Annotated in this window: 22 protein-coding genes; 20 read left to right on the top strand and 2 right to left on the bottom strand. The window is 69.1% G+C overall.

The features are described 5' to 3' along the window. The first annotated feature begins 127 nt into the window (after positions 1 to 127). The 12 genes from rpsH to meaB all read left to right on the top strand — a co-directional run bounded on the left by rpsH (position 128) and on the right by meaB (position 10,990). Positions 128 to 526, top strand: coding sequence for a 30S ribosomal protein S8 (gene rpsH, locus V1351_RS02860; RefSeq protein ID WP_277239304.1), 399 nt, complete (start codon positions 128 to 130; stop codon positions 524 to 526). Positions 527 to 538: 12 nt separating this feature from the next. After that, on the top strand, positions 539 to 1,075 hold the full coding sequence (gene rplF / locus V1351_RS02865; RefSeq protein ID WP_338750528.1) for a 50S ribosomal protein L6: 537 nt from the start codon (positions 539 to 541) through the stop codon (positions 1,073 to 1,075). Positions 1,076 to 1,078: 3 nt separating this feature from the next. Further along, complete coding sequence (gene rplR / locus V1351_RS02870) at positions 1,079 to 1,453, top strand: 50S ribosomal protein L18 (RefSeq protein ID WP_338750530.1); 375 nt, start codon at positions 1,079 to 1,081, stop codon at positions 1,451 to 1,453. 34 nt (positions 1,454 to 1,487) lie between these two features. Next, positions 1,488 to 2,144, top strand: a complete 657-nt coding sequence (rpsE, locus tag V1351_RS02875) for a 30S ribosomal protein S5 (RefSeq protein ID WP_185990524.1) — start codon at positions 1,488 to 1,490, stop codon at positions 2,142 to 2,144. Further along, positions 2,144 to 2,326 (top strand): 50S ribosomal protein L30, encoded by a 183-nt coding sequence (gene rpmD / locus V1351_RS02880; protein ID WP_338750533.1) that lies wholly within the window; start codon positions 2,144 to 2,146, stop codon positions 2,324 to 2,326. Before rpsE ends, rpmD begins: the two co-directional genes overlap by 1 nt. Before the next feature lie 2 nt (positions 2,327 to 2,328). Beyond that, positions 2,329 to 2,817 (top strand): 50S ribosomal protein L15, encoded by a 489-nt coding sequence (rplO, locus tag V1351_RS02885; RefSeq protein WP_338750535.1) that lies wholly within the window; start codon positions 2,329 to 2,331, stop codon positions 2,815 to 2,817. Positions 2,818 to 3,016: 199 nt separating this feature from the next. Further along, positions 3,017 to 4,339, top strand: a complete 1,323-nt coding sequence (secY, locus tag V1351_RS02890) for a preprotein translocase subunit SecY (protein ID WP_338750537.1) — start codon at positions 3,017 to 3,019, stop codon at positions 4,337 to 4,339. After that, on the top strand, positions 4,339 to 4,902 hold the full coding sequence (locus tag V1351_RS02895; RefSeq protein WP_338750541.1) for an adenylate kinase: 564 nt from the start codon (positions 4,339 to 4,341) through the stop codon (positions 4,900 to 4,902). Before secY ends, V1351_RS02895 begins: the two co-directional genes overlap by 1 nt. Before the next feature lie 16 nt (positions 4,903 to 4,918). Beyond that, positions 4,919 to 5,767, top strand: coding sequence for a type I methionyl aminopeptidase (gene map / locus V1351_RS02900; protein WP_338750543.1), 849 nt, complete (start codon positions 4,919 to 4,921; stop codon positions 5,765 to 5,767). 153 nt (positions 5,768 to 5,920) lie between these two features. Further along, complete coding sequence (locus tag V1351_RS02905; RefSeq protein WP_338750545.1) at positions 5,921 to 7,798, top strand: methylmalonyl-CoA mutase subunit beta; 1,878 nt, start codon at positions 5,921 to 5,923, stop codon at positions 7,796 to 7,798. Next, on the top strand, positions 7,795 to 10,002 hold the full coding sequence (gene scpA, locus V1351_RS02910) for a methylmalonyl-CoA mutase (protein WP_338750547.1): 2,208 nt from the start codon (positions 7,795 to 7,797) through the stop codon (positions 10,000 to 10,002). The genes V1351_RS02905 and scpA overlap by 4 nt, the downstream gene beginning before the upstream one ends. Further along, complete coding sequence (gene meaB, locus V1351_RS02915; RefSeq protein ID WP_338750549.1) at positions 9,995 to 10,990, top strand: methylmalonyl Co-A mutase-associated GTPase MeaB; 996 nt, start codon at positions 9,995 to 9,997, stop codon at positions 10,988 to 10,990. Before scpA ends, meaB begins: the two co-directional genes overlap by 8 nt. A gap of 108 nt (positions 10,991 to 11,098) precedes the next feature. On the opposite strand, the gene V1351_RS02920 is transcribed toward meaB, so the two are convergent. Then, on the bottom strand, positions 11,099 to 12,631 hold the full coding sequence (locus tag V1351_RS02920; protein ID WP_338750551.1) for a CPBP family intramembrane glutamic endopeptidase: 1,533 nt from the start codon (positions 12,629 to 12,631) through the stop codon (positions 11,099 to 11,101). Positions 12,632 to 12,712: 81 nt separating this feature from the next. After that, complete coding sequence (locus V1351_RS02925; protein ID WP_338750553.1) at positions 12,713 to 14,416, bottom strand: BCCT family transporter; 1,704 nt, start codon at positions 14,414 to 14,416, stop codon at positions 12,713 to 12,715. A gap of 257 nt (positions 14,417 to 14,673) precedes the next feature. On the opposite strand from V1351_RS02925, the gene infA reads away from it, so the two are divergent. From infA to truA, 8 genes are all read left to right on the top strand, one after another. Beyond that, positions 14,674 to 14,895 (top strand): translation initiation factor IF-1, encoded by a 222-nt coding sequence (gene infA, locus V1351_RS02930; RefSeq protein ID WP_068249711.1) that lies wholly within the window; start codon positions 14,674 to 14,676, stop codon positions 14,893 to 14,895. Between the two features lie 104 nt (positions 14,896 to 14,999). After that, the gene (gene rpmJ, locus V1351_RS02935; RefSeq protein WP_338750559.1) at positions 15,000 to 15,113 is read left to right on the top strand and encodes a 50S ribosomal protein L36; all 114 of its coding nucleotides are present in this window, start codon (positions 15,000 to 15,002) and stop codon (positions 15,111 to 15,113) included. A gap of 227 nt (positions 15,114 to 15,340) precedes the next feature. After that, positions 15,341 to 15,712 carry a 30S ribosomal protein S13 gene (gene rpsM, locus V1351_RS02940; protein WP_338750561.1) on the top strand — a complete coding sequence of 124 codons (372 nt, stop codon included), beginning with the start codon at positions 15,341 to 15,343 and terminating at the stop codon, positions 15,710 to 15,712. 74 nt (positions 15,713 to 15,786) lie between these two features. After that, entirely contained in the window at positions 15,787 to 16,182 is a 396-nt protein-coding gene (gene rpsK, locus V1351_RS02945) for a 30S ribosomal protein S11 (protein ID WP_185990514.1), read from the top strand. Positions 16,183 to 16,212: 30 nt separating this feature from the next. Then, a complete protein-coding gene (rpsD, locus tag V1351_RS02950; RefSeq protein WP_338750564.1) occupies positions 16,213 to 16,821 on the top strand; it encodes a 30S ribosomal protein S4 in 609 nt (202 codons plus the stop codon). 202 nt (positions 16,822 to 17,023) lie between these two features. After that, on the top strand, positions 17,024 to 18,055 hold the full coding sequence (locus tag V1351_RS02955; protein WP_338750566.1) for a DNA-directed RNA polymerase subunit alpha: 1,032 nt from the start codon (positions 17,024 to 17,026) through the stop codon (positions 18,053 to 18,055). A 62-nt stretch (positions 18,056 to 18,117) separates the two neighbouring features. Further along, on the top strand, positions 18,118 to 18,690 hold the full coding sequence (gene rplQ, locus V1351_RS02960) for a 50S ribosomal protein L17 (protein ID WP_338750567.1): 573 nt from the start codon (positions 18,118 to 18,120) through the stop codon (positions 18,688 to 18,690). Positions 18,691 to 18,829: 139 nt separating this feature from the next. Next, positions 18,830 to 19,660, top strand: coding sequence for a tRNA pseudouridine(38-40) synthase TruA (gene truA, locus V1351_RS02965; RefSeq protein ID WP_338750568.1), 831 nt, complete (start codon positions 18,830 to 18,832; stop codon positions 19,658 to 19,660). The last annotated feature ends 4 nt before the right edge of the window (positions 19,661 to 19,664 follow it).

Raw genomic sequence — 19,664 nt, forward strand, 5'->3', positions numbered from 1 at the left:
CCCCCCAAGTGCCCCCACAAACCCGCGTGGTCACCTTCTTCCGAGGGGCCACATCCAAGAACTCCTACATCGAAGGTCGCTCCGGATCCCGGAGTGAAACCGCGGTGAGAGAGGGCAGGCAGAGCCCATGACCATGACCGACCCGATTGCGGACATGTTGACCCGCGTGCGGAACGCCAACTCGGCGCACCACGACGAGGTCTCCATGCCGTACTCCAAGCTGAAGTCGCACATCGCGGAGATCCTCCAGGCGGAGGGTTTCATCGCGGGGTGGACCGTCGAGGAGGCCACCGTCGGAAAGACGCTGGAGATCTCCCTCAAGTACGGCCCGAACCGTGAGCGTTCCATCGCGGGGGTGCGCCGGGTGTCCAAGCCCGGTCTGCGCGTCTACGCGAAGTCCACCAACCTGCCGAAGGTTCTCGGCGGCCTGGGCGTGGCGATCATCTCCACGTCCTCCGGCCTCCTGACCGACAAGCAGGCCGCAACCAAGGGTGTGGGCGGGGAAGTCCTCGCCTACGTCTGGTAAGGGGAAGCAGACATGTCGCGTATCGGACGACTCCCGGTCGCCATCCCCAGCGGTGTCGACATCACCATCGATGGCCAGACCGTCACGGTCAAGGGCCCCAAGGGTGAGCTGCAGACGACTGTGTCCGAGCCGATCACGGTCGCTCGGACCGAGGACGGTCTCGAGGTGGCCCGCCCCGACGACGAGCGCGAGTCGCGCTCTCTCCACGGGCTCTCCCGCAGCCTCATCAACAACATGGTCGTCGGTGTCACCGAGGGCTACGAGAAGAAGCTCGAGATCCACGGCACCGGTTACCGCGTGCAGAACAAGGGCGGCTCCCTGGAGTTCGCGCTCGGGTTCAGCCACCCGGTCGTCGTCGAGGCGCCCGAGGGGATCAGCTTCACCGTCGAGAACCCGACCCACCTCGCCGTGCAGGGCATCGACAAGCAGCTCGTCGGTGAGACCGCTGCCAACATCCGCAAGCTCCGCCGTCCCGACCCGTACAAGGGCAAGGGTGTCCGGTACGAGGGCGAGCAGATCCGTCGCAAGGTCGGAAAGGCTGGTAAGTAAGCCATGGCAATGATCGTCAAGCGAGCCAAGGGCAAGAGCGCCGCTCGTGGTCGTCGCCACCTGCGCGTGCGCAAGAAGGTCACCGGCACCGCGGCACGTCCGCGTCTGGTGGTCAACCGCAGCAGCCGCCACGTCTTCGTCCAGGTTGTCGACGACACGGTCGGCAAGACCGTCGCGTCCGCGTCGACCATGGAGGCCGACGTGCGTGCACTGGACGGTGACAAGACCGCGCGGGCCAAGAAGGTCGGCGAGCTCGTGGCCGAGCGGTCCAAGTCCGTCGGTATCGAGGCCGTCGTCTTCGACCGTGGCGGAAACCGGTACCACGGTCGCGTCGCCGCGATCGCCGATGGTGCCCGCGAAGGGGGTCTGGCGCTGTGATGCAGACCCAGAACGTCGAGAAGAGGAACATCTGATGCCCGGACCCCAGCGTCGAGGCGCCGGTGCCGCAGGCACCAACGAGCGCTCCAACAACGACCGTCGCGACAACCGCGGCGGAGGTCGTGGCGGTGGCCGCGACCGCAACGAGAACCAGTACCTCGAGCGGGTTGTGACCATCAACCGTGTCGCCAAGGTCGTCAAGGGTGGTCGTCGCTTCAGCTTCACCGCCCTGGTCGTCGTCGGCGACGGTGACGGCACCGTCGGGGTCGGCTACGGCAAGGCCAAGGAGGTCCCCTCCGCGATCGCCAAGGGTGTCGAGGAGGCGAAGAAGAACTTCTTCACCGTGCCGCGCATCCAGGGCACCATCCCGCACCCGATCCTCGGTGAGGACGCGGCCGGTGTCGTCATGCTCCGGCCGGCATCGCCCGGTACCGGTGTCATCGCCGGTGGTTCCGTGCGCGCCGTGCTCGAGTGCGCCGGTATCCACGACGTGCTGAGCAAGTCGCTCGGTTCGGACAACGCGATCAACATCGTCCACGCGGTGGTCGCGGCCCTCAAGGGCCTCGAGCGCCCGGAGGCCGTGGCGGCCCGCCGCGGTCTGCCCCTGGACGAGGTGGCCCCGGCCGCCATGCTGCGCGCCCAGGCTGCTGGCCGCGCGGAGGCCGCCGACAAGGCGAAGGCGGGTGCCTGATGGCTCAGCTGAAGGTGACCCAGACCCGTTCGGAGATCGGTGGGAACCAGCGTCAGCGTGACACGCTGCGCAGCATCGGTCTGAAGCACGTCGGCGACGTCGTCGTCAAGGAGGACCGCCCGGAGTTCCGCGGCATGGTCCAGACGGTTCGCCACCTGGTGACCGTCGAGGAGGAGGACTGATCATGGCTGACTCCAAGGCCAACCCCACGTCCGGGGACGCGGCGGACGCACCTGCGCTGAAGGTGCACCACCTGCGCCCTGCTCCGGGGGCCAAGACCGCCAGGACCCGAGTGGGTCGCGGTGAGGCATCGAAGGGCAAGACCGCCGGCCGCGGTACCAAGGGCACCAAGGCCCGGTACCAGGTTCCGGAGCACTTCGAGGGAGGCCAGACGCCGCTGCACATGCGTCTGCCCAAGCTCCGCGGCTTCAACAACAAGTTCAGGACCGAGTACCAGGTCGTCAATCTCGACCGCATCTCGGCGCTCTTCCCGGAGGGTGGCGCCATCGGCGTCGACGAGCTCGTGGCCAAGGGAGCCGTCCGTGACGGCCACCTGGTCAAGGTGCTCGGCTCCGGCGAGATCTCGGTGAAGGTGGACCTCACGGTCGACGCCTTCTCCGGCAGCGCCAAGGAGAAGATCGAGGCGGCCGGGGGCAGCGTCACCAAGCGCTGACCCCCTTCGGTCCCTGCTCGAGGCCGTCCCGCACGCGGGGCGGCCTCGAGGCGTCTCCACCCATCGTGTCCTGCACCACTCGGGTCCGCGCGCGACCCGTTGACCCACGGCAGGTATCGTCTGTCAGGTTGCGCCGCTGCAGAGCGGCCCATGCCCGCAGCTCACATCTGCACCCACGGCACCGTCCTGGAGGATCCACGTGCTCTCCGTCTTCACTCGGGCGTTCAAGACGCCCGATCTGCGGCGCAAGCTGCTCTTCACGTTGGGCATCGTCATGCTCTTCCGCCTCGGCTCGTTCGTGCCGACGCCGAACGTGAACTACTCGGCGGTCCAGACCTGCATCTCGGGCGCCCGAGAGGGTGGCGGCAACCAGCTGCTCGGCATGGCCAATCTTTTCAGCGGCGGCGCGCTGCTCCAGCTGTCGATCTTCGCGCTGGGGATCATGCCCTACATCACCGCGAGCATCATCGTGCAGCTGCTCACGGTCGTCATCCCCCGCTTCGAGGCGTTGAAGCAGGAGGGGCAGCAGGGCCAGGCCAAGATGACCCAGTACACGCGGTACCTGACGATCGCGCTGGCCGTCCTCCAGTCGGCGACCTTCGTCACCTTCGCGCAGAACCCCTCCGCGCTCTTCGGCAACGCCAACTGCACCCAGATCCTCTACCGCGACACCGTCCTCGACACCGTCTTCATGGTTCTGACGATGACCGCCGGGACGGGCCTGATCATGTGGCTCGGCGAGCTGATCACGGACAAGGGCGTCGGCAACGGTATGTCGCTGCTGATCTTCACCTCGATCACCGCGACATTCCCCGGTTCGCTGTGGGCGATCCAGCAGCGTGACGGCCGCTGGGACCTCTTCTTCCTCGTCATCATCATCGGTCTGCTGATCATGACCGCCGTCGTCTTCGTCGAGCAGTCGCAGCGACGCGTTCCCGTCCAGTACGCGAAGAAGATGGTCGGTCGCCAGATGTACGGCGGAACCTCGACGTACATCCCGATCAAGGTCAACATGGCCAACGTCATCCCGATCATCTTCGCCAGCTCGATTCTCGCGCTGCCGCAGATGGTCGCCCAGTTCCAGTCCGACCCCCAGGGCAACAACCCCGCCTACATTGACTGGATCAACACCTACCTGGTGCAGGGCGACCACCCGATCTACATGGCCGTCTACACGATCCTGATCCTCTTCTTCACGTTCTTCTACGTCTCGATCACGTTCAACCCGAATGAGGTCGCCGACAACATGAAGAAGTACGGGGGGTTCATCCCCGGTATCCGGGCCGGGCGACCCACGGCCGAGTACCTCAGGTACGTCATCACCCGCATCACCGTGCCGGGCGCCATCTACCTCGCCCTGGTCTCACTGATCCCGCTCATCGCCTTCGTGCTGATCGGGGCAAACCGCGACTTCCCGTTCGGCGGTGCGTCCATCCTCATCATGGTGGGCGTCGGTCTCGATACGGTGAAGCAGATCGAGTCCCAGCTCCAGCAACACCACTACGAAGGATTCCTGCGCTGATGCGTCTGATCATTCTGGGCCCCCCCGGGGCCGGCAAGGGCACCCAGGCCAGCCTGATCGCCGAGCACTACGAGATCCCCGCGATCTCCACCGGCGACATCTTCCGGGCCAACATCAAGAACGAGACCGAACTCGGTCAGCAGGTCAAGGAGATCCTTGCCTCCGGCGGGTATGTCTCCGACGACATCACCAACGCGATCGTTGCGGACCGCCTGCAGGAGGAGGACGCCACCGCAGGCTTCCTGCTCGACGGGTACCCGCGCACGACCGCGCAGGTGGCCGCGCTCGACAAGGTGCTCGCCCAGTCCGGCCTGGCGCTGGACAGGGTGCTCGAGCTCGTCGTCGACGACGAGATCGTCGTGGACCGGTTGCTCAAGCGGGCCGAGGTCGAAGGCCGCTCCGACGACAGCGAGGAGGTCATCCGCGAGCGGATGGCGCTCTACCACCGCGAGACCGAGCCGCTGTCCTCCGCCTACGAGCAGCGGGGACTGCTGGTCACGGTCGATGGTGTCGGAGAGGTCGACGAGGTCGCACAGCGCATCGTCACCGCCCTCGGTTCCTGACGGGTCGAGCGCTGCCATGGGTCTCTTCGCACGTGAACGGGTTCGCGCGCGCACGCCGCAGCAGGTGCGGGCGATGCGCGTGGCGGGTCTGCTCGTGGGGCGCACTTTGGCCGTGCTCCAGGAGGAGGTCCGGCCGGGGATGACCACCGGACAGCTGGACGCGCTGGCGGAGGACCACATCCGCAGCGCCGGCGGGATTCCCAACTTCCAGCTCGTGCCCGGTTACGAGCACACGCTGTGCACCTCGATCAACGACGAGATCGTCCACGGCATCCCCGGAGACCGGGTCCTGCGCGAGGGTGACCTGTTGAGCATCGACTGCGGTGCCGAGGTGGACGGCTGGAACGGGGACTGCGCGATCACCGTGGTCGTCGGTGGTGAGCAGGCCGGCGACCCGGCCGGCGTGCGCCTGTCCGAGGTCACTCGACGGTCGCTGTGGGCCGGCATCGCAGCCCTTCGTCCCGGTGGAGACCTCAACGACGTCGGCGGCGCGGTCGAGGACTCGATCCTCGCGGACGCGCGGACCGACGGTGTCGAGTACGGCATCGTGGAGGACTACACCGGCCACGGCATCGGGGAGCAGATGCACATGCCGCCGATGGTGCCCAACTACCGGGTGCGTGGCCGGGCCCCGCAGACGCCGGTGGGCGGAACCATCGCCATCGAGCCGATGGTCACGCTCGGTCCGGAGGCGAACCACGTGCTGGCCGACGACTGGACGATCGTCACCGACACCGGGCACCCCGCCGCCCACTGGGAGCACTCGGTGGCCCTGACCGAGCACGGCATCTGGGTGTTGACCGCACTCGACGGAGGCGAGGCCGAGCTCACCGCTCGCGGCGCCCCCTTCGGCCCGCTCGACTGATCCGCTCCGCCCCACCCTCGCCGTCGCGCGGCGGGGTGTGGCGTACGTGACGCGGACAGGCGATCCGTGCGACGGCGTGGGTCGGTAGGGTGCGAAGTCAGTCATGCCGTCCGCAGAGTTGACGGTCTCGTGTCGATGAGGAGCACCTCGAGGATGACCATCCCCCCTGAACCTCCCTCCGGAGCTGACGACGTCCTGAGCCTGGCCGCGGGTTTCCCGCAGGTCGATCCGCACGCGTGGGCCGACCTGGCCGCCGAGGTGGTCAACAAGTCCCGTGCCGAGGACGCCAAGGTCGACGGGCCGGGCGCGGTCGAGATCCTCACGAGCGAGCTGCCCGGTGGGGTTGCGGTCGACCCGATCTACTGGCCCCGGGAGCGCAGCCTGGGGCTGCCGGGCGCGATGCCCTTCACCCGTGGCCGGGGCCCGCGCGACCCGGATCTGCCGTGGCACGTGTGCCAGCTGCACGACGACCCGGATGCCGCCACCAGCCGCAAGGCGGTCCTCGACGACCTCGAGCGGGGCGTCAGCGCCGTCTGGCTGCACGTCGGCGACGACGGCATCGCCCCCGGCGACGTCGCCGAGGTCCTGGGTGATGTCATGGTCGACCTCGCCCCGGTGACGGTCTCCTCGTGGACGGACCAGGCCGCCGCCGCGGCCGCGCTGGTCGACGTCTGGGAGGCGAAGGGAGCCGACCCGGCCACCGTGCGCGGCAGCCTGGGCCACGACCCGATCGGGATGGCCGCAGTGGTGGGCGGCGCACCCGACCTCGCCCCGCTCGCCGCCGCGGTCGCCTCGTGCACCGAGCGCTGGACCGGCGTGCGCGCGATCACCGTCGACACCCGCGTCCACCACGACGCCGGCGCCAGCGCCCAGGACGAGGTCGCCCTCGCCCTGGCGACGGCGCTGGACTACGTGCGCCACCTGACCGATGCCGGCGTCGCGGCCGCAGAGGCCTTCCGCCGGATCGAGTTCCGCATCGCGGCGACCGCGGACCAGTTCGTCACCATTGCCAAGCTGCGCGCGTTGCGACGGGCGTGGGCCCGCGTCGGCGAGGTCCTCGAGGTACCTCAGGCCGACCGCGGTGGGTGGGTGCACGCCGTGACCTCCTGGCGCATGCAGACCCGCACCGACCCGTGGGTGAACCTCCTGCGCGACACCATCGCCTGCCTCGCGGCCTCCGCCGGGGGAGCCGACGCCATCACCGTCCTGCCGTACGACCACGTGCTCGGCCTGCCGACCCCCTTCTCCCGGAGAATTGCCCGCAACACGCAGTCGATCCTCGCGGCGGAGTCCAACGTCGCCCGGGTCGCCGATCCGGCCGGCGGCTCCAACTACGTCGAGGCACTGACCGACGATCTCGCCCGCGCCGCGTGGACCTGGTTCGGTGAACTCGACGCCGCGGGTGGCGCCGCCGCCGGCCTGGCGTCCGGGGTCATCGCCGAGCGTCTGGCGACGACCCGCGCCGCGCGGGAAGCGGATCTGGCCACCCGTGAGCTACCGCTGACCGGCACCTCGACCTTCCCGCTGGCCGGGGAGGAAGTCCTCCGGCGCGCCCCGCGTGCGCAGATCACCGCAGAGGGGCTGCCCCGTCGACGTGACGGGCAGGTCTTCGAGGACCTGCGGGCACGCACCGCCTCCGGTGATGTCTGCGTGCCGGTTCTCGCACTCGGTCCCCAGCGCGAGCACACCACCCGGGTCAGCTTCGTCGCCAACCTCCTCGGTGTGGCCGGCATCCGCCCCGAGACGGTCGAGGTCGCCACCGCTGACGACATCGCGGAGGCCGTCGAGTCGGCGAAGGGGGCGAGCGTCGCCGTGATCGCGTCCTCACGGAAGGGGTACGACGGCCTGGCCGGTCCCACCGTGCAGGCCCTGCGCGCCGCAGGCGTCGAGCAGGTCGTCCTCGCCGGACCCGCGAGCGAGGCGCCCGACGCCACCGTCGACGGCGAGATCGTCGCGGGCATGGACATCGTCGCCTTCCTGGGCGGCCTTTGTGACTCCCTCGGCGCCCCACAGGCAGGAGCAAACGCATGAGCGACGCGCACACCATCCCCACCTTCGACACCGTCGAGCTCGGCGACGGCGCTCCGGCGGCCGACGCGCGCCAGCGCTGGCAGGAGGCACTCGACGCCACCCCGGGCGCCGCCGACGGCTGGACCACCCCGGAGCACATCGAGGTCGCCCCGGTGTACACCGAGGAGGACACCGACGACCTGGACTTCCTGCGTACGGTCCCGGGCAAGGCACCCTTCCTGCGTGGCCCGTACCCGACCATGTACGTCAACCAGCCGTGGACGGTGCGGCAGTACGCCGGCTTCTCCACCGCCGAGGAGTCCAACGCGTTCTACCGCCGCAACCTCGCGGCCGGGCAGAAGGGCCTGTCGGTCGCCTTCGACCTCGCGACGCACCGCGGGTACGACAGCGACCACCCGCGCGTCTCGGGAGACGTCGGCATGGCCGGAGTGGCCATCGACTCGATCTACGACATGCGCACGCTCTTCAGCGGGATCCCACTGGACCGGATGAGCGTGTCGATGACGATGAACGGCGCGGTGCTGCCGATCCTCGCGCTCTACGTCGTCGCGGCCGAGGAGCAGGGGGTGAGCCCGGAGCAGCTGAGCGGAACCATCCAGAACGACATCCTCAAGGAGTTCATGGTCCGCAACACCTACATCTACCCGCCACAGCCCTCGATGCGGATCATCTCCGACATCTTCGCCTACACCAGCACGAAGATGCCGCGCTTCAACTCGATCTCCATCTCCGGCTACCACATGCAGGAGGCCGGGGCCACGCAGGACCTCGAGCTGGCCTACACCCTCGCCGACGGCATCGAGTACATCCGGGCGGGCAAGCAGGCGGGTCTCGACGTCGATGCCTTCGCGCCGCGACTGTCCTTCTTCTGGGCCATCGGCATGAACTTCTACATGGAGATCGCCAAGCTGCGGGCGGCCCGCCTGCTGTGGGCGCGGCTGGTCAAGGAGAACTTCGGTCCCGAGAACCCGAAGTCGCTCTCCCTGCGCACGCACTCGCAGACCTCCGGCTGGAGCCTGACCGCGCAGGACGTCTACAACAACGTCGTACGCACCTGCGTCGAGGCGATGGCCGCGACCCAGGGACACACCCAGAGCCTGCACACCAACGCCCTCGACGAGGCGATCGCGCTGCCGACCGACTTCTCCGCGCGGATCGCGCGCAACACCCAGCTGGTGCTCCAGCAGGAGTCGGGCACGACGCGGGTCGTCGACCCGTGGGGAGGCAGTGCCTACGTCGAGCGCCTGACCCACGACCTCGCCCAGCGCGCGCTCGCGCACATCGAGGAGGTGGAGAAGGCCGGCGGCATGGCCAAGGCCATCGAGGCCGGCATCCCGAAGATGCGCATCGAGGAGGCGGCCGCCCGCACGCAGGCACGCATCGACTCCGGGCAGCAGCCGCTGATCGGGATCAACACGTATCCGACTGACGAGGACGAGGACATCGAGATCCTCAAGGTGGACAACGCCGCGGTCCGCACGTCCCAGATCGCCGGGATCGAGCGGCTGAAGGCCGAGCGGGACGAGGAGCAGACGCAGGCCGCGCTCGCTGCGCTCACCCGCGGGGCCGGGGCCGACGGCGGCACCATGGAGACCAACCTGCTCGCACTGGCGATCGACGCCGCGCGCGCCAAGGCCACCGTCGGTGAGATCTCCTCCGCGCTGGAGGAGGTCTTCGGGCGCTACACCGCGCAGATCCGTACGATCTCGGGTGTGTACCGGGACGAAGCAGGGGCGGGCGGAGCCGTCGACGAGGTCCAGGCCAAGGTCGAGGACTTCGAGCAGGCTGAGGGCCGTCGCCCTCGCATCCTCGTGGCCAAGATGGGCCAGGACGGCCACGACCGTGGCCAGAAGGTCATCGCGACGGCCTTCGCCGACCTCGGCTTCGACGTCGACGTGGGCCCGCTCTTCCAGACCCCCGCCGAGGTGGCGCGCCAGGCGGTCGAGGGTGATGTGCACGTCGTCGGTGTGTCCTCGCTCGCCGCGGGCCACCTCAGCCTCGTGCCGGCGTTGCGAGCCGAGCTGGACGAGCTCGGTCGCCAGGACCTGATGATCGTCGTCGGCGGGGTCATCCCGAAGCAGGACTTCGACGAGCTGCGTGCCGCCGGCGCCGACGACATCTACCCGCCCGGCACCGTCATCGCCGACGCCGCCGGTGGGCTGGTCGACCAGCTGCGGGAGCGGGCCGCCGCCTCCCATGGCTGAGTCGGTCGCCGACCTCGCGGCGGGAGTGCGCGATCGCTCCCGGGCGCACATCGCCCGGGCGATCACGCTCGTCGAGTCCTCCCGCCCGGACCACCGGGAACGCTCGAAGGCACTGCTCGCCGAGCTCGCCCCCGACACCGGTCACGGGTTGCGGGTCGGTGTCTCGGGCATCCCGGGTGCCGGCAAGTCGACCTTCATCGATGCGCTCGGCACGCGGCTGATCGAGAAGGGGCACCGCATCGCCGTCGTCGCCGTCGACCCGAGCAGCGCCCGCACCGGCGGCTCGGTGCTCGGTGACCGCACCCGGATGGCCAAGCTCACCGCCAGCGATGACGCCTTCGTGCGGCCGTCGCCGTCGGGGGCGCATCTGGGTGGAGTGGCCCGCGCGACGCGTGAGTCGATGCTCGTCCTCGAGGCTGCCGGTCACGACGTCGTGCTCGTCGAGACGGTCGGTGTCGGCCAGTCCGAGGTCGCCGTCGCCGAGATGGTCGACACCTTCCTCATGCTGGCGCTGGCCCGCGGTGGTGACCAGCTGCAGGGGATCAAGCGCGGCATCCTCGAGATGGCCGACGTCATCGCGGTCAACAAGGCCGACGGCGAGCACGCCGGGGACGCTCGCGTCGCCGCACGGGAGCTGTCCGGCGCGATGCGCCTGATGAACCCGGACCCGCACGCCCGCCGGCCCCCGGTCCTCACCTGCAGCGCCCAGACGGGTGACGGGCTGGATGACGTCTGGGACGCCGTCCTGGGGCATCGTGCCTGGCTGGAGGAGCAGGGCTCGCTGCACGGCCGCCGCGCCGAGCAGCAGCGCGAGTGGATGTGGGCCATGGTCGATGCCGAGCTGCGTGATGCGGTCCGGCACTCATCCCGGGTGCGCGAGTTGCTCGCCGAGGTCACCCCCGGAGTGCGCGCCGGTCAGGTGACTGCGGTCGAGGGCGCCGAGCGCATCATCGCGGCCTTCTCCGCCGACCTCGCCGAGCGCGACTGAGCGCTTTCGTTCGCAACTGCTTGGGCTCGTGCGGCCTTGGTGCGCAACTGCTCGGGCCCGTGCGGCTTCGGTGCGCACGTGCTGGGGCTCCTGCGCAAGCGTGGCTGCTCACCCCGTGGCCGGGGCGCCGATCTTCTTCGGCGCGACACCAGCGCGGCGCGCCTGCCACAGCAGGATCGCCATCATGAGCAGCGTGGCGAGACCGCCGATGCCGCCCCCAGCGGCGTCCCCGGTCGACGACTCGGTGATGTAGGCACCCTGGAGGCCGCCGACGAGGGTCAGCAGGAGGATGATCACGACGTTGTTGACCGTGTGCAGCACGATCGCCGCCTCCAGCCCACCGGTGCGCCAGGTCAGGTAGCAGGTTGCCACGGCCATGGAACCCAGCTGCATCAGGACCCACGGGTCCAGCGAGCCGTGGGCGAGGGAGAAGAGCGCCGTGGACAGGACCGTGCCGGTGACCAGGGCGGGGACGGGCCGCTTGATCCAGGCGCCCACCCCCTGCAGCAGCCCGCCGCGGAAGGCGATCTCCTCGGCGGCGGCCTGCAGCGGCGTGGTCAGCACGGTGATGACGATGAGCCATGGCCAGTGCTCCGGGCGGTCGCCGACCTCCCCGCCGTCCAGGAGCCATCCGAGGACGATGTAGGCCCCCCAGATGACCACGGTGACCAGACTGGCCCGCCCCATCCACCGCCACCGGATCCGACCGGTCACCGACAGCAACTTGCCCATCGGGCGCCAGTGCCCCAGCCGGGTCGCCACGAGGGCGGCCGGGATGAGGGCGATCAGCATGAGGTTGCCCATGAGCATCGTCACGGGCGCGGTCAGGTCGATCTCCGTCACACTCAGATCGGGGTCGCGCATGGCGGGGTCGACGACCAACCACGCGATGGTGAGCACGAGCAGCTCGAAGACGAAGACACCGACGGCCAGGGTCAGCGCGAGCAGCGGCCGCCACCAGCGGTAACCCTTGGTGCGCATCTGGTGGACGTAGCTGCGCGGCTCGTCGTCGGGGAGGGCTCGACCGGACCTCGTGCGCGGATGGGCGGGTGCGGATGGCGTCATCGGTGCGCCCATGGGGTCGCGCATCGTCGGCACACGAGCGGCCGCTCGTTCGCGCACGGCCGAGGCGAAGGCCACGAGTAGCGGATGGACCCCGGCATCGGTGGCCAGCGGGTAGTCGCTGAGGGTGACGAAGGGGACGCCCGCCGCCGTCACGGTTGCCGGCTGCGCCCCCCGGTGGGCCTGCGGAAACCACACGGTGCCGGGGGCGTCGACGTAGTCACGAGCCGGCCGGCCTCCGGCGACCGTCTGTGGCAGTTCGAACCGGGTCTCCCCGACGAGCCCGGCCAGCGGGGAGCCGGGTACCGCCTGCACGGAGGGGGTCGCGCCCCCTTCGCCCGCGACGGGCCCGACGAGCGGCACGCCGAGCTCGAGGGCGCGCGCGGTGGTCGCGTCGTGGACCGTCGGGTCCGACGTCAGCGGCGGGGGGAGGAGCCACAGCCCGTCCAGGTCGGGCGAGGGATCGGCGCCGGGCGGCAGCATCCCGACATGGGCTCCGGGGAGGACGGCGGCCAGTGCTCGGCGTGCGAGATCGCCGGTGGGCCAGGCTGGGTCACCGACGAGTGCGATCCGGATCATGGGCCGAGCCTACGTTCCGGATCGCGTGCCACATGCGGCCGGGGAGGAGGGGCGCCTTCACCCCTCCTCCCGCGCACCGGTTCAGCGGGAGGTCGTCGTCTCGACCTCCGCATCCGCGGTGCCCGAGTCGGAGCGCCCGCGGCCGTTCGCCTCGGGGTCGTAGCCGATCTCACCACGGTCGAGCGCGTCCTTGCCCGCTGAGACGGCCTCCTCGGGGATCCCGCGGACCCTGGTGGCGAACTGCAGCTTCTCCTTCTTCAGTGCCACGAGGAAGCTGATCCCGGCGAGGAACATCAGGGTGAACATCGGTAGACCGATGACGGTGATCACCTGTTGCAGGGCATTGAGGCCCTCGTCGCCGGCGAGGACGATGAGCAGGGCCGCGAGGACCCCCTCGCTGACACCCCAGAAGACGCGCTGGTGCGTCGGGCCGGGTTCGCCGTCCCCGGTGCACAGCATGTCGACGACCAAGGACGCGGAGTCGGAACTCGTCGCGAAGAAGATGGCGACGATGACCACCGCGAAGCCCTGGATGAACGTCGTGAGCGGGAACTGCTCGAAGAAGGCGAACATCGACAGCGGGATGGAGTCCGCGACGGCCGCCGAGATCGGCCCCTCGGAGCCGTCCATGCCGTCGATCCGCATCGCCGACCACCCGAAGACGACGAACCAGATGATGGTGAAGATCGTCGGCGCGAAGAGGACGCCGAGGACGAACTCACGCACCGTGCGCCCCTTGGAGATGCGGGCGAGGAAGATGCCCATGAACGGTGCCCAGCTGACCGTCCAGGCCCAGTAGAAGACGGTCCAGCCGCCCTGCCAGCCCCAGCCGTCCTCCTTGGTGACGTTGGCGAGGGCGTCGTTCCAGAGCATCAGCTCGGGGAGCGCGGAGACGTAGTTGCCCGTGGTCTCGAAGAGCTCACGGAGCAGGAAGAGGGTCATCCCGCCGGTGAGGAAGACGAAGATCATCAGTCCGATCGCCATGGCGATGTTGATGTTGGACAGGAGCTTCACGCCCTTGTCCATGCCCCGCACGATCGAGGTGACGGCCACCGCTTCGAGCACGACGATGATCAGGACCTGCAGGGTGGTGCTGTTCTCCACGCCGAAGAGCTCACCCAGCCCGGCGCCGATCTGCGAGGTGCCCAGGCCGATGGACACCGCGACGCCGAAGAGGGTGCCGAGGATGGCGGTGATGTCGATGGCCCGGCCGATCGGACCGTAGATGCCGTCCTTGAGGAAGGGGTAGAACACCGAGCTGACGCGAACGGGCAGCTCGTAGCGGTGGATGAAGTAGGCGAAGGCCAAGCCCGGCAGGCAGAAGATCGCCCAGGTGTGCAGGCTGAGGTGGTAGAGCGCGAAGTTCATGCCGTCCGTGGCGGCCTCCACGGTGTACGGCTCCACGCCGGCCTTCGGTGGGTTCGAGAAGTGCGAGATCGGCTCGGCCACGCCCCAGAACATCAGGATGGTGCCGATGCCACCGGCGAAGAGCATCGCGAACCACGACGGGAAGCTGTATTGCGGCGGCTCGTCCTTGCGGCCGAGCTGGACCTGTCCGTAGGGGCTGATGGCGACACCCAGCAGGATGATCACCCACGCGGTGACGCCGAAGATGAAGTACCACCCCAGGTTCGTGACGATCCACTCCCGGCCGGTGCTGAACGTGGAGTTCAGCGGCTCGGGGAAGAGGAGGAGGATGACCAGGAACAGGATCATCAGGCTCGCCGAGACGAAGAAGATCGTCGGCTGGGTCCGCAGTCGGAGCTTGCGTGCCAAGGCGTCCATCGTCTGGCCTTCCCGTGGTGGGTGGTGGCGCCGGTCATGTCGGCCGGTACCTCTTGGTGAGGGGAGAGGCTAGTCGTTGTCGCAGGTCGATTGCGCGCCCAGCGCCCTCGCGATTTCCCAGCGGGGGAGCGCGTGTCGTATCCTTGACTGTCGGTCACATCTGTCTTGTCTTCCCGCCTGCGCGGGCAGACGGCTCGGGTGTGACCGGACGAGGGTCGACCTCAACCGGGGGACGACCACAGACGGATTGAGAGGGTATGGCCAAGAAGGACGGTGTCATCGAGGTCGAGGGCACGATCGTCGAAGCGCTCCCGAACGCGAACTTTCGGGTCGAGCTGACGAACGGTCACAAGGTTCTCGCCCACATCTCGGGCAAGATGCGGCAGCACTACATCCGGATCCTCCCCGAGGACAAGGTCGTGGTGGAGCTCAGCCCGTACGACCTGACCCGCGGCCGTATCGTCTTCCGCTACCGCTGATCGAGTCGGCCACGCATGCCGGTGGCCGACGAGAGAGGCACCACGAGCACGACCCGTCACCACGTACCGGGGGCGGGACAGATCAAGACAGATGCGAGACGGCAATGAAGGTTCAGCCGAGCGTCAAGAAGATCTGCGACAACTGCAAGGTGATCCGCCGCAACGGCCGGGTCATGGTGATCTGCGACAACCTGCGCCACAAGCAGCGCCAGGGCTGATCGCGGTCCACCAGGACCGGTGAGGTGGGGAACCGGGCACTTGCCCAGATCCTCGAGCAACGCCAGGAAGAAGAAGCACGCACCACCCGGCCCCTGTCCCGCCACGCGGGCAGGATGTCACCCCCGGCTCGGAGGCCGGGGACCGAGCGGCCCGCGATCGTCCGTGGGATCACCCGCCGGACTGGTGGTGTACCAGACCTCCGAACAGAAGATAAGGAAGCCATCACATGGCACGTCTTGTTGGAGTCGACCTCCCGCGCGAGAAGCGCGTCGAGGTCGCCCTGACCTACATCTTCGGTGTGGGCCGCACGACTGCGCAGAAGGCAGTCGCGGCAACCGAGATCGACCCGGCCACTCGCGTGAAGGACCTCGGTGACGACCAGCTCGTCGCCCTGCGTGACTGGCTCGAGGAGAACGTCCAGCTCGAGGGAGACCTCCGCCGCGAGGTCGCTGCCGACATCCGCCGCAAGGTGGAGATCGGCACCTATGCGGGTCTGCGCCACCGCCGTGGCCTCCCGGTGCGCGGTCAGCGCACCAAGACCAACGCGCGTACCCGCAAGGGCCCCAAGCGCACCGTCGCAGGCAAGAAGAAGGCCTGATCCCTCACCCGTTCGCGTGGCCCTGCTGCCACGCGCGGTGAGCACCACACACCGAAGCACTTCGTAGGAGAAACATGCCCCCCAAGACCCGCGCCACCAAGGTGCGTCGCAAGGTCAAGAAGAATGTGTCCGTGGGCCAGGCCCACATCAAGAGCACGTTCAACAACACCATCATCTCGATCACCGACCCCACCGGTGCCGTGATCTCCTGGGCCTCCGCCGGCCAGGTCGGCTTCAAGGGCTCGCGCAAGTCGACCCCGTACGCCGCCCAGATGGCGGCCGAGGCCGCTGCCCGCCGCGCCATGGAGCACGGCATGAAGAAGGTCGACGTCTTCGTCAAGGGCCCGGGGTCCGGTCGCGAGACCGCCATCCGCTCCCTGACCGCCACCGGCCTCGAGGTCGGCGCCATCCAGGACGTCACGCCCAGCCCGCACAACGGTGTCCGCCCGCCCAAGCGCCGTCGCGTCTGAGCAGCAGAGATTCGGGAGACTAGATAACACATGGCTCGTTACACCGGCCCCATCACCAAGAAGTCCCGTCGACTCAAGCTCGACCTCGTCGGCGGCGACAAGAACTTCGAGCTCCGTCCCTTCCCGCCCGGCCAGCACGGCCGTCGACGGATCCAGGAGAAGGAGTACCTCACCCAGCTGCAGGAGAAGCAGAAGGCCCGCTTCACCTACGGCGTCATGGAGAAGCAGTTCCTCCGGTACTACAAGGAGGCGGCCAACCGCCCCGGACAGACCGGTCACAACCTGCTGCAGATCCTCGAGACCCGTCTCGACAACGTCATCTACCGCGCCGGTCTCGCCCGCACGCGTCGTCAGGCGCGTCAGCTGGTCACCCACGGCCACTTCGAGGTCAACGGCAAGCGCACCAACGTGCCCAGCCAGCGCGTCGAGCAGTACGACATCGTCACCGTGCGCAAGCAGTCGGTCGAGGCCTTCCCGATCCAGCTCGCCCGCGAGACCTTCGGTGAGCGCCCGGTCCCCGCGTGGCTGCACGTCGTCCCGGGGAGCCTGAAGGTGCTCGTGCACCAGAAGCCGACCCGCGAGCAGATCGACATCCCGCTCACCGAGCAGCTGATCGTCGAGCTCTACTCCAAGAACTGACGTCCAGGGGCTCACGGCCGCTGGCGGCCTGCGCCCCCGGATGCCCCTCGAACTGCCCGCGTGGTTGCCCGGCTCAACCACGCGGGCAGGACGAAGGGGGAGATGGCCCGTCGCGCGGACAGAGACGTGACGGCCGCCGGCCACCAGACCGGCACCTTCACGAGGCGTCATATAGCGGTCGCCCGTGGGAAGGAAGATCACCGTGCTCATCGCACAGCGCCCGAACCTCAGCGAGGAGGTCCTCGCCGACAACCGTTCGCGGTTCGTCATCGAGCCCCTCGAGCCCGGCTTCGGCTACACCATCGGCAACTCCCTGCGTCGCACCCTGCTCTCGAGCATCCCGGGTGCCTCCCTGACCTCGATCCGGATCGACGGCGTGCTCCACGAGTTCTCCACGATCCCCGGGGTCAAGGAGGACGTCACCGAGGTCATCCTCAACATCAAGTCCCTCGTCGTCTCCAGCGAGAACGACGAGCCGGTCGTGATGTACCTGCGCAAGTCCGGCGCCGGCGCGGTCACCGCTGCCGACATCAACCCGCCGGCCGGTGTCGAGGTCCACAACCCGGACCTGCACATCGCCACGCTCAACGACAAGGGCTCCCTCGAGATGGAGCTGACCGTCGAGCGCGGTCGCGGGTACGTCTCCGCCCAGCAGAACAAGTCCGCCGACCAGGAGATCGGCCGCATCCCGGTCGACTCCATCTACTCGCCGGTGCTCGCCGTGACCTACAAGGTCGAGGCGACCCGTGTCGAGCAGCGCACCGACTTCGACAAGCTGGTCGTGGACGTCGAGACGAAGCACTCGATGGCTCCCCGGGACGCGCTGGCCTCGGCCGGTAGCACTCTCGTGGAGCTGTTCGGGTTGGCCCGTGAGCTCAACGTCGAGGCCGAGGGCATCGACATGGGCCCGTCGCCGACCGACGCCGCGATCGCGGCCGACATGGCGCTGCCGATCGAGGACCTGGACCTGACCGTCCGTTCCTACAACTGCCTCAAGCGCGAGGGCATCCACTCCGTGGGTGAGCTCGTCGGGCGCAGCGAGGCCGACCTGCTCGACATCCGCAACTTCGGCGCGAAGTCGATCGACGAGGTCAAGGCGAAGCTGCACGAGATGGATCTGGCGCTCAAGGACAGCCCTCCCGGGTTCGACCCGACTGCCGTCCCCGGCTACAACGACGAGTACGACGAGTCCGGTGACGAGGACGCCTCGTTCGCCGAGGACGAGCAGCTCTGACCCACCGTTATTCGTGACCTGACCGCCGTACGCGGTGAGGTCGGACCTCCAAGGAGAACACCATGCCCACCCCGACCAAGGGTCCCCGTATCGGGGGCGGCCCGGCCCATGAGCGCCTCATCCTGGCGAACCTGGCCACGTCGCTCTTCGAGTTCGACCAGATCACCACGACCCAGGCCAAGGCCAAGCGGCTGCGTCCGCTCGCCGAGCGCCTGATCACCTTCGCCAAGCGCGGCGACCTCGCCGCGCGCCGCAAGGTGATGACGGTCGTGAAGGACAAGGGCGTCGTCCACCGCCTCTTCGTCGAGATCGCGCCCGATGTGGCCGACCGCCCCGGCGGGTACACCCGCATCACCAAGATCGCCCCGCGCAAGGGTGACAACGCTCCGATGTGCGTCATCGAGCTCGTCCGCGAACCGGTCAACGCCAAGCCGAAGCGTGCCGTCGTCGCCGAGGCGGAGGGTGCGACCAAGCGCTCCGCCAAGGACGAGGAGGCCGCCGCGGCCGAGGCCCCGGCAGAGGAGGCCGCCACGGCCGAGGCCCCCGCAGAGGAGGCCGTGACCGAGGAGGCTCCGACCGAGGAGACCACCGAGGCCGGCGAGGCCCCCGAGGCGGAGTCCGAGGACAAGGCCTGACGGGACCCACCCCCGCACGACGAAGGGCGCCGCTCACCCCACCGGGGAGCGGCGCCCTTCGTCGTGCTGTCGAAGCGCAGAGCTCCTCGCACTGTCGGGTCCGGGGCCCCTGTCCTGCGACTCGCCTACGCTGGCGGCCATGCGGCTGCGACTCGACCTCGCCTACGACGGCACCGACTTCCACGGCTGGGCGGCGCAGCCCGGACTCCGCACGGTCGAGGGCGAGCTGACCGGGGCGATCACGCGGATCCTGCGACTGCCCGAGCCGATCAGGGTCACCGTCGCCGGCCGCACGGACGCGGGCGTGCACGCCCTGGGGCAGGTCGTCCACCTCGACGTGGACCCGAGCGACCTCGCCCGGGTGCGCGGCAATGCCGACCGTCCCCTGCTGCCGACCCTGCTCACCCGGTTGCGCGGCGTCCTGCCCGGCGACATCGTCGTCCGCTCCGCCGTCGAGGCGCCTGAGGGCTTTGACGCGCGATTCTCCGCGACGAGCCGACGCTACCGATACGTTCTCTCCGACGACCCGGCGCGGCTGGACCCCCTTCGCCGTCGCGAGGTGGTCGCCCTGCGCACCCCGCTGGACGTCGACGCGATGAACGCCGCCACGGCCCGGCTGCTCGGGCTGCGAAACTTCGCGGCGTTCTGCAGGAAGCGTGCGGGCGCGACGACGACCCGCACCCTGCTGCGCTACGACTGGCGGCGTCGCGAGGACGGGTTGCTCGAGGCGGACATCCTCGCCGATGCCTTCTGCCACTCGATGGTCCGGGCGCTCATCGGGGCGATCGTGCCCGTCGGCGCAGGGGACCAGGGGTCGCAGTGGCCCGAGCAGGTGCTCACCGAGGGCGTGCGCGACCCCCGGGTGAAGGTCATGCCCGCCCACGGGCTCACGCTGGTCGAGGTGACCTACCCGCCCGCCGAGCAGCTCGCCGAGCGTGCGAGCCGGACGCGGGCCCGCCGGGAGGAGTGAGCCG

Source organism: Janibacter sp. A1S7, from assembly GCF_037198315.1.
In the GTDB taxonomy this organism is placed as follows: domain Bacteria; phylum Actinomycetota; class Actinomycetes; order Actinomycetales; family Dermatophilaceae; genus Janibacter; species Janibacter alittae.